This is a genomic window from Nocardia sp. NPDC003269, assembly GCF_042888005.1.
Lineage (GTDB): Bacteria > Actinomycetota > Actinomycetes > Mycobacteriales > Mycobacteriaceae > Nocardia.
Window position 1 is genome coordinate 1,025,015 of record NZ_JBIAPA010000001.1, and the last position, 16,358, is coordinate 1,041,372.

9 protein-coding genes are annotated in these 16,358 nt (G+C 69.1%); all 9 read right to left on the reverse strand.

Features of this window, described 5'->3' with window-relative positions; translation table 11 throughout:
* Positions 1–137 precede the first annotated feature (137 nt).
* Complete coding sequence (locus ACFYWJ_RS04690; protein ID WP_355283652.1) at positions 138–1,682, reverse strand: acyl-CoA carboxylase subunit beta; 1,545 nt, start codon at positions 1,680–1,682, stop codon at positions 138–140.
* On the reverse strand, positions 1,679–6,880 hold the full coding sequence (pks13, locus tag ACFYWJ_RS04695) for a polyketide synthase Pks13 (protein WP_355283649.1): 5,202 nt from the start codon (positions 6,878–6,880) through the stop codon (positions 1,679–1,681). Before pks13 ends, ACFYWJ_RS04690 begins: the two co-directional genes overlap by 4 nt.
* A gap of 95 nt (positions 6,881–6,975) precedes the next feature.
* The gene (fadD32, locus tag ACFYWJ_RS04700) at positions 6,976–8,889 is read right to left on the reverse strand and encodes a long-chain-fatty-acid--AMP ligase FadD32 (RefSeq protein ID WP_355283646.1); all 1,914 of its coding nucleotides are present in this window, start codon (positions 8,887–8,889) and stop codon (positions 6,976–6,978) included.
* Between the two features lie 211 nt (positions 8,890–9,100).
* Complete coding sequence (locus ACFYWJ_RS04705; protein ID WP_355283643.1) at positions 9,101–10,120, reverse strand: LLM class F420-dependent oxidoreductase; 1,020 nt, start codon at positions 10,118–10,120, stop codon at positions 9,101–9,103.
* A 205-nt stretch (positions 10,121–10,325) separates the two neighbouring features.
* On the reverse strand, positions 10,326–11,321 hold the full coding sequence (locus ACFYWJ_RS04710) for a cutinase family protein (protein ID WP_387161408.1): 996 nt from the start codon (positions 11,319–11,321) through the stop codon (positions 10,326–10,328).
* Positions 11,315–11,830: a DUF732 domain-containing protein gene (locus ACFYWJ_RS04715; protein WP_355283641.1), complete on the reverse strand. Its 516-nt coding sequence runs from the start codon at positions 11,828–11,830 to the stop codon at positions 11,315–11,317. Before ACFYWJ_RS04715 ends, ACFYWJ_RS04710 begins: the two co-directional genes overlap by 7 nt.
* A 113-nt stretch (positions 11,831–11,943) precedes the next feature.
* Positions 11,944–13,725 (reverse strand): alpha/beta hydrolase-fold protein, encoded by a 1,782-nt coding sequence (locus tag ACFYWJ_RS04720; RefSeq protein ID WP_355283677.1) that lies wholly within the window; start codon positions 13,723–13,725, stop codon positions 11,944–11,946.
* Positions 13,726–13,929: 204 nt separating this feature from the next.
* Positions 13,930–14,964 carry an alpha/beta hydrolase family protein gene (locus ACFYWJ_RS04725; RefSeq protein ID WP_355283675.1) on the reverse strand — a complete coding sequence of 345 codons (1,035 nt, stop codon included), beginning with the start codon at positions 14,962–14,964 and terminating at the stop codon, positions 13,930–13,932.
* A 309-nt stretch (positions 14,965–15,273) separates the two neighbouring features.
* Positions 15,274–16,335 (reverse strand): alpha/beta hydrolase family protein, encoded by a 1,062-nt coding sequence (locus ACFYWJ_RS04730; RefSeq protein ID WP_355283639.1) that lies wholly within the window; start codon positions 16,333–16,335, stop codon positions 15,274–15,276.
* Between the last annotated feature and the right edge of the window lie 23 nt (positions 16,336–16,358).

A 16,358-nucleotide genomic window follows, 5' to 3' on the forward strand; every position in this document is an offset into this window, starting at 1 on the left:
GTCGGGAAAACTCTTCGGAGCGGACTGTAGCAGGCCGGTTCTTGTCGCCCCGGCGGAGCCCGAACACACCCCGCACACACGAACGGGCCGCCCGGGAGGAGACTCCGGGGCGGCCCGTTCGGGTGTCGGCGTGCCTGCTACAGCGGCAGGACGTGGTGCTTGCGCGGGTTGCGCTGGATCTTCTTGTCCTGGAGCAACTTCAGCGCCCGGCGGATCTCCAGGCGGGTGGTGGCCGGTTCGATGACCGCGTCGATGAAACCGCGTTCGGCGGCCACCCACGGGGTGGCGATATTGGCGTTGTAGAAGTCGATCAGGTTCTGGCGGATGGCGGCGCGCTGATCCTCGGGGGCGGCGGCGATCTGGGCCGCGCCGAGCAGGCTGACGGCGCCCTCGGCGCCCATGACCGCGAGGCGGGCGGTCGGCCAGGCCAGGTTGATGTCGGCGCCGAGCTGCTTGGAGCCCATCACCGCGTAGCCGCCGCCGTAGGACTTGCGGACCACCAGGGTGATCTTGGGGACCGAGGCCTCCACGTAGGAGAACAGGAAGCGGCCGCCGCGCTTGATCACGCCGACCTTCTCCTGCTCGACACCGGGCAGGAAGCCGGGGGTGTCGACGACGAAGATCAGCGGGATCTCGAACGCGTCGCACAGGCGCACGAAATGCGAGGCCTTGTCGGAGGCACGCGCGTCCAGCGCGCCGGCCGAGGCCAGCGGCTGGTTGGCGACGACCCCGACGGTGTTGCCGTCGACGCGGGAGAACCCGGTGATGATGTTCTGGCCGGTCTCGGCGCTGATCTCCTTGAACTCACCGTCGTCGAAGATGCGCAGCAGGATGTCGTGCATGTCGTAGCCGGCGTTGTCCGAGTCCGGCATGAGCGTGTTCAGCTCGCGGTCGGTGTCGGTGATCTCCGGCTCCAGACCGGGATTCACCACCGGCGGCAGCTCCTGGCAGCTGCTCGGCATGTAGCCCAGGTACTCGCGGACCCAGGCGAACGCCGCGTCCTCGTCCTTGGCGACGTGGTGGATGTTGCCGTACTCGGCCTGCGTGCGCGCGCCGCCGAGCTCCTCGAGGCTGACGTCCTCGCCGGTGACCTCTTTGATGATCTTCGGACCGGTGACGAACATGTGCGCCGACTCGGTCGCCACCACCACATCGGTGCAGATCGGCTCGTACACCGCGCCACCGGCGCAGTTGCCGAGGATCAGCGAGACGAGCGGCACCATGCCCGAGAGCGGCTCGAGATTGGTCGCCATCCAGGCGTACCAGGCCAGCGAACTGATCGCCTCCTGCACGCGCGCGCCGCCGGAATCGTTGATGCCGACCAGCGGAATGCCGACCTTGGACGCGTACTGCATGATGCCGCACAGCTTGCGGCCGAACGCCTCACCGACCGAACCGCCGTAGACGGTCTGGTCGTGCGAGAACACCGCCACCGGCCTGCCCTCGACCAGACCGTGCCCGACGACGACACCGTCACCGTAGAGCGCGGTCGGGTCACCGGGCTTGCGGACCAGGGCACCGATCTCGACGAAGGTGCCCGGGTCCATCAGCATGTTGATGCGATCCCTGGCGCTGGGAATGCCCTTCCGCGCTCGCTTCTCGATCCCCTTCGCACCCGCGGGCTCCTTGGCGAGCTCGAGGCGCTGCTGTAGATCGACAAGCTTTTCCGCGGTAGTGCTCACTTCTCTCCCTTGGCGATCTTCGCCAGTTTGGCGGCGAGGTCGGCACCGATCTGGCCGATGCGCGGTTCGTCGACGATCTGGAGGTGGTCGCCCGGGATGTGGACGATCTCCAGGTTCGAGACGTACTCGTCCCAACCGCCGTTGGGCTTGCGATCGGCGAAGCGGGGCTCGAGCTCGATGGCACCGTCGTGGTAGCGATCGGCCAGGTAGAGCACCACGTCACCGTCGTACTTGCGGGGGCGCACCTGCTGCAGCGCGCGGTTCTCGATCCAGGAGGTGCGCTGGTGTTCGAGCACACCGCCGGGGATCTTCGCGCCCGACAGCTTGATCAGGTCGCTGATCATCGAGAACTGCTCGGCGTCGGACGCCGCCGCCAGCTCCTCGATCTGCTCCCGGTCGAGTTCGGCCGGGACGTTGTAGGTCTTCTTGGCGAAGGCCTGGTAGCGCTCGAGGCGGCGCACGCGCTCCTCGGGGCTGTTGTCCTCGTCCTCGACGGTCATCGCGAGATCGATCAGGCCGACGTAGCGCACGTCGGCGCCTTCCTCGCGCAGCAGCTGGCCCACCTGCATCGCCAGCACCGCGCCCAGCGACCAGCCGTACAGCACGTACGGGCCGTCGGCCTGGAGCTTGCGCAGCTCGGGCACGTACTGGCGAGCACGCTCCTCGATCGAGCCGTCGACCCGCTCGATGCCGTACATCGGGGTGTCGGCGGGCAGACGCTTGAGCAGCGGCTCGTAGACCAGGGTGTTGCCGCCCGCGGGGTGGAACACGAACACCGGGGTGGCGGTGGAACCCTCGACGCGAGCCCGCAGCGGACGGATGAAGCCGTCCACGTCGGCGCCGCTGTCCTGCAGGTTGCGCACGATCTCGGAGAGATGCTCGATGGTCTCGCAGTCGAGCACGTCGTCGACGGTGACCTCCGCGCCCACCCGCTCGGTGAGGCGGGCCGCCATCTTCTCGGCGACCTCCTCCTCCAGGATCGGGAGGGTGTTGAAGATGCCGCCCGGAGAGGTACCGGTGACCACGGCCCAGGTCGCGTAGGCGAGCCGCTCGGCAGCGTCACGTGGCGGAACGTTGTCCTCGTCCCCGGCCGGGGCCGAGTAGTCGACATCCGGCGTCACCGGCTCGGCGACCGGCGCCACCTCGGCGACCGGCGCAACCGCTTCGACGACCGGCGCGGCCTCGGCCGGAACAGCTTCGGCGACACCACCCTCCGACGGCAGCTCCGCACCGGCGGCCTTCGCCGCGGCCAGCGGATCCCCGCCCGCCGCGATCGCCGCCCGCGCGGCCTCGACGAAGTTCGCGTCCACGCCGATCTCGACGTCCTCACCGGCGGCCTTGGCCGCGGCCTGCTTCTCCGCCATCGCCGCGACCTCGTCGCGGTGCTCGATCGCGTAGCGCAGCACCTTGGAGACCTCGTTGAGGCTGGCGTCGCGCACGGCCGAGACCTGCAGCTGCGGGATGTCGAACTCGTACTCGACGCGGTTCTTGATGCGCATCGCCATCAGCGAGTCCAGACCGAGCTCCATCAGCGGGATCTCCATCGGGAGGTCCTCGACGGCGTAGCCCATGGACTCGGCGACGATCACGCACAGCCGCTGCTCGACGGTCTCGCTGCCGTTGGGGTCCCAGCGGTCGCTGGTCGCCACGGCCACCTCGGCCGCGGTCGGCGCGGCGACGGCCGCCGGAACGGTCTCGGCGACAACGGGTTCGGGCAGCGCGGCACCGGAGGTGACGACCGCGTCGAACAGCAGCGCGAAACCGGTGGCGCCCTTGGCGTGCACCTGCACCGACGCGCCACCGAGGTGCGGGGTGAGGGTGGTGGTCAGGGTGCCGGTGGTCGGCAGCGCGGCGTGCGGGTGCGAGACCGACACGGCGACATCGGAGAGCACCTGCGCGGCAGCGGCTTTCACCAGCGCGGCCAGGTCGGTGACCGAGGCGGCCTGCACCTCCCAGGCGTGGCGGCCGTCGGGCATGGCGACGTGCGCGCCGGGCACCCTGGTGTTGCCGCCACCCGAGGACATCGCGACCGCGGGCCAGTACTCCTTGCGCACGAACGCCGTCCGCGGCACGTCGGCGTAATCGCCTTCGGGCAGCAGCGAACTCAGGTTCACCGCGTGACCGTGCACGTAGAGCTGGGCGAGCGCGCCGATGACACCGGCGGACTCGTCCTCCTTGCGCTTGAGCGTCGGGATGAGCTGCGCGTCGTGCACACCGGCGGCGAAGGTGGTGCCGAGCACCTGCATCAGCGCGACGGAGTTGGGCGCCAGCTCCAGGAACGTGGTGTGCCCGGAGTCGACGGCGGCCTTGATCGCGTTGGTGAAGTACACCGCGTGGCGCATGTTCTTCACCCAGTAGGGCTCGTCGTGGATCGGCTCGGAACCGGGCTTGAAGAACAGGCCCTCGTGCACGGTCGAGTACAGGCCGGTCTTCAGCGAGGTCGGCTCGATGCCGGCCAGCTCCGCGGCCAGCTCGCCGAGCAGCGGGTCCATCTGCGAGGTGTGGCCCGCGCCGCGGGTGGGCAGGATGCGGGCGAACTTGCCCATCCCCTCCACCTCGGCGACGATCTGCTCGACCTGCTCGCGCGGACCGCCGATGACGGTGTTGGTCGGCGCGGCGTACACCGCGCACTCCACGTCGGGGAAGCGCGGCAGCAGCTCGGCGACATCGTGGGCGCTGAGTTCGACCAGCGCCATATTGCGCACGTCGTCCTCGGTGATCATCTGCTCGCCCTCGCCCATCAGGCGCGAACGGGCGCAGATCACGCGCACCGCGTCTTCCAGGGTCAGGCCGCCCGCGATGTACGCGCCCGCGACCTCACCCATCGAATGACCGACCACCGCGGCGGGTTCGGCGCCGTGCGCGCGCAGCACCGCGGCCAGGCCCAGCTGGGTGGTGAAGATGCCGACCTGGCAGGTGCCGACGTCGTAGTCCTGCTCGTCGTCGAGGAACATCTCGCGGATCGAGTAACCCGCTTCGTCCTGGACCAGCTCGTCGACCTCGTCGACCGTCTTACGGAAGATCGAGTTCTCGGTGTAGAGCTGCTTGGACATCTTGCGGTGCTGCGCGCCGAAGCCACACATCACCCAGACCGGCGGGGCGGCCGCCGGGGAATCGGCGGTGAAGACACCGGCGCCGGGCTTGCCCTCGGCGATGGCGCGCAGGCCGGCGACGGCCTCCTCGTGCGTCTTGGCCAGCACCACACCGCGCGAGCGCTGGTGGCTGCGCTTGGCCAGCGCGCGGGCGACGTCGGTCAGCGGGACGTCCTTGCCAGGGCCCGCCAGCCAGTCGGCCAGCTCGGCCGCGGCGCGCTTGCGGCGCGAGGGCAGGTAGGCCGACACGGCCAGGATCACCGGCAGCGGTTCGGCGCGCTCGCCGTCCCACTCCACGACGACCGGCTGCTCCGGCTCGGCGGCGGCCTCGGTGATCGCGGTGGCCTCGGCGACCACATCGGTGGTCTCCTCGCCCTCGACCTGCTCGGCGGCGACCTGCTCGGCCGTCACGTCCTCGACGACCGGCGGCGACGGCACGTACTCCTGGAGCACGACGTGCGCGTTGGTGCCACCGAAGCCGAAGCCGGAGATACCGACGGTCGCGACGCCGCTGTAGCGCGGGTACTCGGTCGGCTCGTCGACGACCTTGAGGTTGGCCTGCTCGAACGGGATGTACGGGCTCGGGCCCGCGTAGTTGATGTTCGGCGGAATCACGTTGTGCTGGAACGACATCAGCACCTTGGCCAGGCTGGCCGCGCCCGCTCCGGACTCGAGGTGGCCGAAGTTGGTCTTGGCGGAGCCGAGCAGGGCGGGCTTGTCGGCGTCGCGGCCGCGGCCGACGATGCGGGCCAGCGCCTCGGCCTCGATCGGGTCACCGATCGGGGTGCCGGTGCCGTGCGCCTCGATGTAGTCGACGGTGGACGGGGCGATGCCCGCGTCGCGGTAGGCGGCGCGCAGGACGTCGGCCTGGGCCTCCGGGTTCGGGGCGAACAGGCCGTTGGAGCGGCCGTCGGAGTTCACCGCGGAACCCTTGATCACGCCGAGGATGCTGTCGCCGTCGCGCTCGGCGTCGACCAGGCGCTTGAGCACGACCAGGCCAGCGCCCTCGGAGCGGACCATGCCGTCGGCGTCGTTGGAGAACGCCTTGATGTGACCGTCCTTGGCGACCGCGCCGTTCTTCTCGAAACCGAGCGTGATGACGGGGGCCAGGATCATGTTCACGCCACCGGCCAGCGCCACGTCGGCCTCGCCGTCGCGCAGCGCGCGCACGGCCTGGTGGACCGCGACGATGGTCGAGGAGCAGGCGGTGTCGACGGTGACCGACGGGCCACGGAAGTCGAAGAAGTAGGAGACGCGGTTGGCGATGATGCCGGTCGACGCGCCGAGCAGGGCGTACGCCTCCGCCGAGATCGGCAGGTTCGGGTCACGGTCGCCGAGGCCGAGCGAGGCGATCAGCTGGAAGTCGCTGCTCGACGAGCCGACGAAGACGCCGACCTTCTCGCCCTTGAGCTCGCTGGCCGGGATGCGCGCGTGCTCGAGCGCCTCCCAGGTGAGCTCCATCATCAGGCGCTGCTGCGGATCGACGCGCTCGACCTCGACCGGCGACATGGCGAAGAACTCGGCGTCGAAGCCCTTGACCACGTCCTGGTCCAGGTAGCCGCCGAGGGTGTTGGACTCCGCGACGGTCTGCGCCACCCCGGCATCGCCGAGGAACTCCGACCAGCGGCCCTCCGGCAGCTCCCGGATCGCGTCACCGCGACCGATGATGAACTCCCAGGTCGACTCCGGGGTGCTGCCCGCGCCGGGCAGCCGGGTCGACAGGCCGACCACGGCGATGTCGTGCGTCTCGCCGGGCTGGTAGGCGGCGGCGTAGTCGTCCGCCTCGTCGGCGGGCAGCTCCGGCTCGCCGTTGACGATGACCTCGGCCAGCGAGGCGATCGTCGGATGCTGATAGACCACCGTCGGGGTCAGGATGACGCCGGTCAGTTCCTCGATGTCACCACCGAGGGCGAGGGCATCACGCGAAGCCAGCCCGAACTCCTCCATCGGCCGGTCGACGGTGATCGCGTCGATCGACTGCCCGGTCGCGTCGGCGACCCATTTGCGCAGCCATTCGCGCAGGTCGGCGACCGAGAGATCACCCGCCGGGGTGTTCTGCGCGGGAACTTCGGGGTTCTGGGTGGGCGTGCCCTCGTTGTCAGCCATCAATTCCTCAAGCTACCTGTCTGCGTACAGGGCGCGCCGTGGAATGACGCCCGACGTGCGCTCACGCCGGGCGTCGATCCGATCCGGTCGGCCGATTACTCTTCCGGTGCATCGGGGAAAGCCTGCTGGGTGTAACCACCGCGCAGCGTTCCCTCGAGGTAGGCGGCCTTGCAGGCCCGCCGGGCGATCTTTCCGCTGGAGGTACGCGGGATGGAACCCGCGGGTACGAGCAGGATGTCACGAGCGGTCACACCGTGCCGCAGCGAGACCGCCGCGCGCACCGCGTCGGCGATCGGGGCCGGGTCGGCCTTGCCTGCGCCGGGACCGCGTTCGGCCACGATGACCAGCTGCTCGGACGCGTCGTCGGCGTCGAACTTCAGGCCGGAGTGGCTGTCGGCCGCGAAGACCTCGGCGGGCAGCTGGTTGGCCGGCACCGCGAAGGCGGCGACGAAACCGGGACGCAGGGCCTTGGAGGCCTCCTGCGCGGAGTACTCCAGATCCTGCGGGTAGTGGTTGCGGCCGTCGACGATCACCAGGTCCTTGACGCGACCGGTGATGTAGAGCTCACCCTCGAAGTAGACGCCGAAGTCGCCGGTGCGCATCCAGTTCGCGTCGGCGTCGGTGCCCTCGGCGTGCCCGCCCGGCTGCCGATCGGTGACCCGGTTGCGGAACGTCTTGGCCGACTCGTCCGGGCGTCCCCAGTAGCCGATGCCCATGTTGTTGCCGTGCAGCCAGATCTCGCCGACCTGCCCGTCGGCAAGCTCACGGCCGCCGTCGGCGCTTTCCACCGACTCGGGATCGACGATCGCGGCCCACTGCGACAGACCGACGTAACCGCAGGAGACCTGCGCGATGGCGTTCTCGGCCGACGGATCCACCCGGACCATCCGGCCCCGGTTGAGCTCGTCGCGATCGACGTAGATGTACTTGGCCTCGTCCTCGGCCTTGGTCGCCGAGACGAACAGCGTCGCCTCCGCCATGCCGTAGCAGGGCTTGATGGCGGTCTTGGGCAGGCCGAACGGGGCGAACGCCTCGTTGAACTTCTTCATCGACGAGACCGTCACCGGCTCGGAACCGTTGATCAGGCCGATGACGTTGGACAGGTCGAGCGACTCGCCCGCCTTCGGCACGCCACGGGCCGCGGCGTGCTCGAACGCGAAGTTCGGGGCGGCCGCGAACGTGCCTGCCCCGTCGGAGACGGCGGCCAGCTCGTTGATCCAGCGCGAGGGGCGGCGCACGAACGCGCTCGGCGACATGATGGTGATGAACTTGCCGCCCACCGCGGGCAGGATCACCGTCAGCAGGCCCATGTCGTGGAACAGCGGCAGCCAGGTGACACCGCGCGAGTTCTCGTTCATGTTCAGCGAGTTGATCATCTGCAGCAGGTTGGTGCCGACCGCGCGGTGCGTGATCTCCACACCGGCGGGCACCCGGGTCGAACCCGAGGTGTACTGCAGGTAGGCGATGTCGTCGATCGCGGTGTCGGGGCGGACCCAGGAATCACCGAGGGTGTCCGGGATCGCGTCGACCGCGATGATCCGCGGGCGCTGCGCGGCGGGCAGCGAGCGGAAGAACTGGCGGACACCGGCGGCCGAGGAGGTCGCGGTGAGGATCGCCGAGGGCTCGCAGTCACCGAGCACGGCGTGCAGCCGGTCGGTGTGGCCCGGCTCGTCCGGGTCGAACAGCGGCACCGAGATGGTGCCGGCGTAGATCGCCGCGAAGAAGGAGATCACGTAGTCCAGGCCCTGCGGCGCGAGGATCGCGACCCGGTCGCCCGGGTTGGTCACCTGCTGCAGGCGAGCGGCCACCGCGCGCAGCCGAACTCCGAACTCCTGCCAGGTCAGCTCGTGCACCTCGCCGTCGCGTTCCCGCGAGTAGTCGATGTAGCGGTACGCGAGCGTGTTCGCATCGTTACGGGTGTGCTTCTCGACGTGATCGACCAGGGTCCGACCCTCGGGAATCACAAGGTTCCCGGTCTCGTCCAGGTAGTCGTCGAAAGTCTCTTCCATTCCTTCTTCTCCTCCGAGGCCCGGACACCGGTGAATTTTCCCAACGCATTACGGCGTTGAGACCCGTGAGGCCCCGACTCGCTATCGCCACCGGCCCCCGGAACACGCCGTGCGTGGATCCTGACAACCTGCGGATTTTCGAGCGGTCTGCGCGGTGACCGCTATCGGCTAGATGTTCTCAAACCAGAGTCATGTTACAGAGAACCCCCGCTCAGTCCTCCCGCAGCAGCGGAATGACAGGCGCGAAAGCGTCCATCTGGGTGGGGAAGATGCCCACATACGACATCGACGTGAGTTCGCGCACACGCTTGACCTGTTCGGCGATCTCCTCGAAGGTGCCGATGGCGATGTAGGGCGAACTGAGGATCTGCTCGGCGGTGAGCTCCACGTCGACCTCGAGATCGGGGTGCAGGCCGCGTTCGATCGCGCGCAGCGCCATCTCCGCGGTCTTCTCCCGGTCGTCGGTGATGACGATCGCGGTGATCGCCCAGTTCAGTTCGATGTCGGCGAACCGGTCGCCGGCAGCCTCCTTGACGATGTTGACCTTCTCGATCGTCTTATCCAGCGTGATGCCGGACAGCAGGCCCTTACCGTTCTTGGTGGTCTGCGGGACGATCGAGACGATGTCGGCGTGCTTGGCCGCCAGCGCCAGCATCTTCGGGCCACCGCCGCCGGTGCACAGCGGGGGACGAGGGCCCTGCCGCGGTCGGGGGGTGCCCTTGATGCCACGCACCTGGTAGTGCTTGCCCTCGAAGTTGCACTCCTGGCCGCGCAGCAGCGTGTCCAGGATGGTCAGCGACTCGTCGAGCTTCTCCAGCCGGACGCCGGGACGCTCGTACGGGATGCCCGCGTTCTCGAACTCTTCCTTGATCCAGCCCGCGCCGACACCGACCTCGAGCCTGCCCTTGGACAGCACGTCGATGGTCGCCAGATCCTTGGCCAGCACGACCGGATGCCGGAAGCCGTTCGCCAGCACCGAGGTGCCGAGGCGGATCTTGTCGGTCGCCTGGGTGAGCGCGCCGAGCGCGGCGATCGGACCGATCTGGTCGCCCAGGTGATCGGGGACGACGAAGGTGTCGTACCCCATCTCCTCGGCCTGCTGCGCAGTCTGGACGAACTTGCGTGCGCCGCCCTCCTGCTTGTTGCCCTCGCCCGCCGCCGCGAAGCGGAACGGACGCAGCGGCGTACCCAGCGCGGTCAACTCACCGACGGGTGCGGCAGCTTCGGTCATGAACTCATCGCTCCTGGCTGTTGCACGCTGCGCGTGCTAGGCGGTGTATTCGGGCCACCGGCTACTCCGCGGTAGCAGAGAAGTCGGCGCGATCATCAGCGCACTTTACAGCGTGAGGGCGAATGGGAGTGCGGATGTCACAGCGAGGCATGATCCATGGCAATCACACACCCGCTGTGACTGTGACAACTCCGCCAGTCACCGCTCAGGAATGCGGTGGGTGCGGCGCGTTCTCGATGAGTCCGGCCGCCCAGTTCACCGTCCACTGGGTGGCGGTGGTGCCCTGTCCGTCCACGGTGTTGGTGGCGTAGAGCGCGTGCACCGGATTGCCCGCCGAGCGGATCAGCGCGCCGAGGCTGCCCAGCGCGTTGGCCGGGTTGAGGGCCTCGCGCGGGGCGTCGCAGATCATGTCGCCGGGCGCGCAGATCGAGTTCACCTTCGGGGCCAGCGAGCCGAAACCACCGGGCCGCGGGCCGGTCATGCTGATGCCGGGCACGTTGATCCCCTTGAGCGCCACCTCGGCGCCCTGGCCGGTCGGCGGCGGGTCACCGATCTCGGTGGGCTGGCCGGGGCCGGTGTCGGCGGTGCGGCGGCCGTCGGCGATCACCGTCACACCGAGCACCTTGTCGGCCGGGACCGGGCCGTTGCCCATGCCGATCTGCGCGGCCACGTCACCGGCGATGACGGCGCCCTGCGAGAAACCGGCGATGACGTAGGTGGTCAGCGGGCACTGCTTGTGCCGCTGGGCCAGGATGTCGGTCGCCCGCGCGGTGCCCTCGGTGCGGCTGTTGTTGTAGGAGGCCTGGCCGTCCGGCGGGAACGCGATCGGGTTCGAGAACTGGGCCACGTAGGGCACCGTGTAGACCTCGAGCCGGTTGTCCGGGAACTGCGCCCGCAGCGGCCCCGACACGCTGAGCATCAGCGAGATCGGGTTGGCGTGCGGGTTGTACGGATCGTCGTTGCTCGCCGACTCCCAGGTGCCGGGGATCGAGAGCAGCATCACATCGGGACAGTCCGCCGACTGCGACGTCGGTGGCGGCGGTCCGGGCGGCGTCGGCCCGGGCTCCCGCAACCGGCCTGCGAGCAGATACCAGAGCAGCACGATGACGATGATCGCCAGGACGAACAGCGCCAGCACGGTCAGGCACCCCGCTGGCCAGAGCCTGCGGGTGCGTCGCGTCGGTCGGGGGTTCACTAGCAGTAGGTGGAGGTCGCGGCGGCGATGTAGATCTGGGCTGCCTTGTTGACGTCCATCTTGGACTGGTCGAACGCGGTGTCGGTACCGGCGATCGCCGCGACGTACGGGGCGATATCGGCATCGGAGGCACCGGTGGCGCGGCTGGAGCAGATGTAGCCCGCCGCGGTCAGGGCGATGTCCGGGCTGGCCGGGGTGATCCCGTTCTTGCTCAGCTCGGCCAGGAACGCCTTGTCCTTGTCGGAGGCGGGCGTGGACGCGGGCGTGGTCTCCGGCGCGGCCTGGGGCTGCTCGGGCGCAGTGGTGGTCTCCGGCGCGGCGCTGGAGGTGGTCGCGTGGTCGCCGTGGTCACCGGCCGCGGGCGCCTGGGACGTGGCCGAGGCGGCGGCGCTCGCGCTCGAGGAGAGAGTGGGCGTCTGCGACGCGGTCGAATCGTTGCCACCACAGGCGGACAGCAGGGCGACGGCAGCCAGGGCCGCGACCGATCCGGCAACCTTGCCAGGAATCCGATGCATGAAGATGTCTTTCCTCGATCGTTCGTCAGGGAAGCGGTCGCAGACCAGGCTAGCCGGACATCCGGGGCGGCCGGGTACCGCGCGGCGAAGCTCAGAGAGTTCTCAGCCCGGGCTCACACCCCGTGAACTTCGGATTTGCCGTCCCGCACCACGATGAACCCGGTCTGAAAATTCTGCTGGATCCCGCCGGGGACGGTGAATTCGTCGCTGACCGGATACCCCAGCCTGCCGTTCTCGAACCCCTGCGCGCCCCAGGCGTCGGCGACCGCGCCGTTGCGCACCGACCACGCGCCCGACAGCGGGCTCCAGTAGATGTTGCCGCCCTCGAACCGGCTGTACCGGCCGAGATCCTTCAGCGGCGCCTCCTCGGCCAGTGGGAAGCCCAGCGGGCTGGTCTCGAAGCCCAGCGCCGCGTACTTGTCCAGGATGAAGCCCTGCACCCGGTGCGCGCCGGTGGCCGGGCTGTAGAACATCGGGCCGTGCTCGAAGGCCTGTACCGAACCGTCGCGGCTGGGCGTGCGCGCCTCGGCCGCGACGGGATACCCGGCCGGACCGCGCTCGTAGCCCTGCTTGCCCCACTCCTCCAGGAACGCGCCGCGCATCACCTGCGCGCCGGTCTGCGGCGTCCAGTAGATCGAGCCGCCTTCGAAGGTCTGCATGCGGCCGCGGCCGTCGGGCAGGCCCTGCTCGTCCCCGGTCGGCAGGCCCAGCGGCGACGTCGGCCCGCCGATCCCGGCGTAGGTGCCGCCGATCCGGCCACCGACCGCGTGCGCGCCGGTCGCCGCGGAGTGGAACACCTTTCCGTTCTGGAAGTCCTGCACCATGCCCGCCGCCACCGGGTATTCCGCCGTCAGGCAGTTGCCCAGCCAGGCCGCGGCCTGGGCGGCCGGGCCGATCGCGCCGCCGGTGCCGCACGTGGTGCCGCCGGGATCGGTGCCGAGCGCGGCGGCGGCCTGCGGCCAGGACTGGCGCATCTCGAAATCCCAGTACGGCCACGTGTGCGTGCCCGCGGGACGGTAGTTCGCCTGCACCGGGATCGCCAGCTTCTCCAGCTTGGCGACGAAGTTCTCGGTCGACAGCCGCGCCAAGATCTCCAGGCCGGTCCCGGCCCAGTTCTCGCTCAGCAGCGGCACCTCGCCCAGCTGGTCGTGATTGCCCGCCAGGCCGCTGCCACTGGAGACGTACATGCTGACGCCTTTGAGCTTGTCGGCCAGCAGATAGGGATCGTGCGCCGCCCACTCCGGCCCACCGGGTGGACCCCACATCGACACCGCGTCGAAGCCACCGGCGTCCTTGTTGGCGAAGGTGATCGCCTGCGGCATGCCGAGCGTCGTCGTGGTCAGCAGGCCCGAGTACGAGGCCACGTACTTCATCAGGCCGGGATTGCGGCCCGCCAAGTTCATCGCGGCTGTGCCGCCCATCGAAAGGCCCTGCACGCCACGCACTTCCGTGGTGCGCCAATCGCGTTCGAGGATCGGCGGGAGCTCCTTGGTCAGGAAGGTCTCCCACTTGTAGGTGTGGCCGTTGTCGGGCGCAAGCCAATCGGAGTACCAGCTGGACTGGCCGCCGACCGGCAGCACCACGTTGACGTTCTTGTCGGCGTAGAAGCCCTCGGCGTCGGCGTCCTTGGTCCAGCCGTTCTCGTCGTCCTGGGCGCGCAGGCCGTCCAGCATCAGCATCATCGGGAACTTGGCGTCGGGGCGGACATTCCAGTCGCGCGCCAGCAGCATCTGCACCTGGATCGGCGTGTTCATGGCGGGCGAGTACACCCACATCGCCACCCGGCGATCGGAGAGCCATTCCACCCGCTGCACCCCGGCGACGCCGGTCTGCGCCTGCGCGTGGGCGGGCACCGCGACCGTCGGCGCGAGCAGGGCCGCGGTCATGGCGGCCATACCGAGGATCCGCCGCATCGGCGCTCGGACACGATGTTTCAACACGCGCGACCCTCCTCATCCCCGCCCTGGGACTGCCTCATCGTTCGTTGTACCGCAGTACCGGCCGATAACCCGGGAGGACACGCGAGCGCCCCGCACAGCAAAAAGACCGGCTCACCCTGCGGGTGAACCGGTCTTCTCAGCGTTGCTGGGCGGAAACTATCAGGCGCCCAGCGCGCCCAGGATCTGCGGACGCGCCTTCCACAGCTGGTCCTCCCAGTACTTCCAGGAGTGGGTGCCGTTGGCCGGGAAGTCGAAGGTGGCGGCGATGCCGAGCGACTTCAGGCGGCTCTGGAACGCCAGCGTGCTGACGAACGAGATGGCCTCGATGCCCATGGCGTTGGCGGTGTTGTACATGCCGCCGAGGCCGGCCGGACGATCGTGCTGGCCGGGCAGGCCGTTGGCCGAGGAGATGAACATCGGCAGGCCACGCAGCTCGGGCGCGAAGACCATCGGGTCCATCCGCAGCCACGCCGGGCTCCACGGAGCGGCCATGGAGTCGACGTTGAAGCGGCCGGCGTCGAGCATCATCACGCGGATGGCCTCACGCATGCCGGGGGCACCCCAGTTCAGCGGGCCCGAGAGCGAGGACGCGTGCTTGAACTGGTCACGGTGCAGGGCGGCGAGGCGCAGGGCGGCCGGGCCACTCATCGACAGGCCGAGCACCGCGTTGTTCTTGCGGGAGACGCCGTAGCCCTCGAGGAAGGCCGGCAGCTCCTCGGTCAGGAAGGTCTCCCACTTGTAGGTGGTCTTCTGGCCGTTGGTGTTCGAGGCCGCGGTCCAGTCGGCGTACCAGCTGGACTGGCCACCGACCGGCATCACCAGGGTGACGTTGTCGTTGGCGAACTGCTGCATCGCGTTGGTCTCGAAGGACCAGGCGTTGCGGTCGTCGCGGGCGCGCAGGCCGTCGAGCAGGTAGAGCGCGGCGTTGCCACCGTTGCGCGCCCACTGCACCTGGACCTTCACCGGGCCCATCTTCGACGGCACCATCAGCTCTTCGTAGCCACCGGCGGGCGCGCGCAGCGCCGGCACGGACGCGGGGGCGGCGAACGCCATCGGGGCCGCCCCTGCGGCGATCGGCAGCACGAGGGCCGCGGCGCCGACAGCTAGAATTCGATTACGCCAACCGCGAGGTGCAACTCCCCGGGACGTGCCCGGCTGGTCACCCTTCGGCGCGGCGGCCTTGCCGAAACGCATGTGAATTCCGCTCTCTTTCTGCTGTTGTGGCATGCCAGACCCGTCTCCGACATCGCCCGGATCCCGACAGTCCGGCCGATCAGACAGGTGAAACAACGATCTGGTCACACTTTCGCTCGCTGGAGGATATTCGACCCACGAATTACTTGCAAGGGCAACGGAACTCGCCGGTATTAAACCGGAGAGCCGGTCTGTCGAGCGGAGCAGGTCAGCACCCGTGAACATCCGGTTCGGCCACGATTCCACTCGGAAAACAAACGCCCGGTGCACGAATGCACCGGGCGTTCTGGTTGTCTCGGGCGACAGGCGTCAGCCGATGTTGTTCGACATATCCGGGATCATCCGCAGCGCCTCGTCGTTCCAGTTGTTCCAGGCGTGGATGCCGAACGCCGGGTACGAGTAGACGACATTGCGGGCGCCGAGCGTCGCCATCCTGACCTCGAAGGCGCGCGTGTTGGCCAGCGCCAGCGCCTCCAGCGCCATGCCGTTGACGGTGTTCATGTTCGGGCCGTCGGTACCGGTCGGCAGGCCCGAGGCCGCGGCGACCCAGAGGCGGGTGTTGTTGCCGACCAGATTCGGGGCGAAGACGAACGGGTCCATCCGCAGCCACTGCGGGCCCCACGGCGGCGCCATCGAGTCGACGTTGTAGCCGCCCGCGTCCAGCATGGCGATGCGGATGGCCTCGCGCATACCGGGTGCCGAGATGTTCAGGTAGCCGGAGAACGCGCCGGCGAAGGAGAACTGATCCGGGTGGTAGGCGGCCAGCGTCAGCGCGGCCGAGCCACCCATCGACAGCCCGAACACCCCGTTGCGGTGGCGGCTGAAGCCGAGCCTGCCCGCGAGGGCGTTCGGCAGATCGTTGGTGAGGAACGATTCCCACTGGTACCGGTAGCTCTTGCCGGGCCCGCCGGAGAGCGCGTTGGCCGCGCCGGAGCCCGCGTTCGGCGCGCCGTTACCGGCAATACCGAAGAATTCGCTGGGCGAGTTCCAGTCGGCATAGAAGCTCGACATACCGCCGACCGGCATCACCACGTTGATATCCGCAGCGGCGAGCGCATTCGGGATATCCGTTTCGATCTCCCAGCCGTTGAGGTTCTCCGGCGCGCGCATGCCGTCGAGGACGTAGGCGACGCGATTGGTATTGCCGTTTCGCGCCGGGAGAATGCGCGTCTTGATCGGGCCCATCCCGGAGTCGACCCAGAAGTCGAAGGCGGCGGGGTTGAATCCGGCGGACGCGGGGGCGGCGCCGCCCGCGATGACCGTTCCGATCGGCACCAGCAGTGCCATGGATACGCCGGCGGCCCAGCGCCGAGCCCACGATCCGGGGGCTGCGGTCTTCACGGGCCGACGCTTCCAGCGCAGTGTTCGCATTCGACTAGACCTTTCTCGGCTGA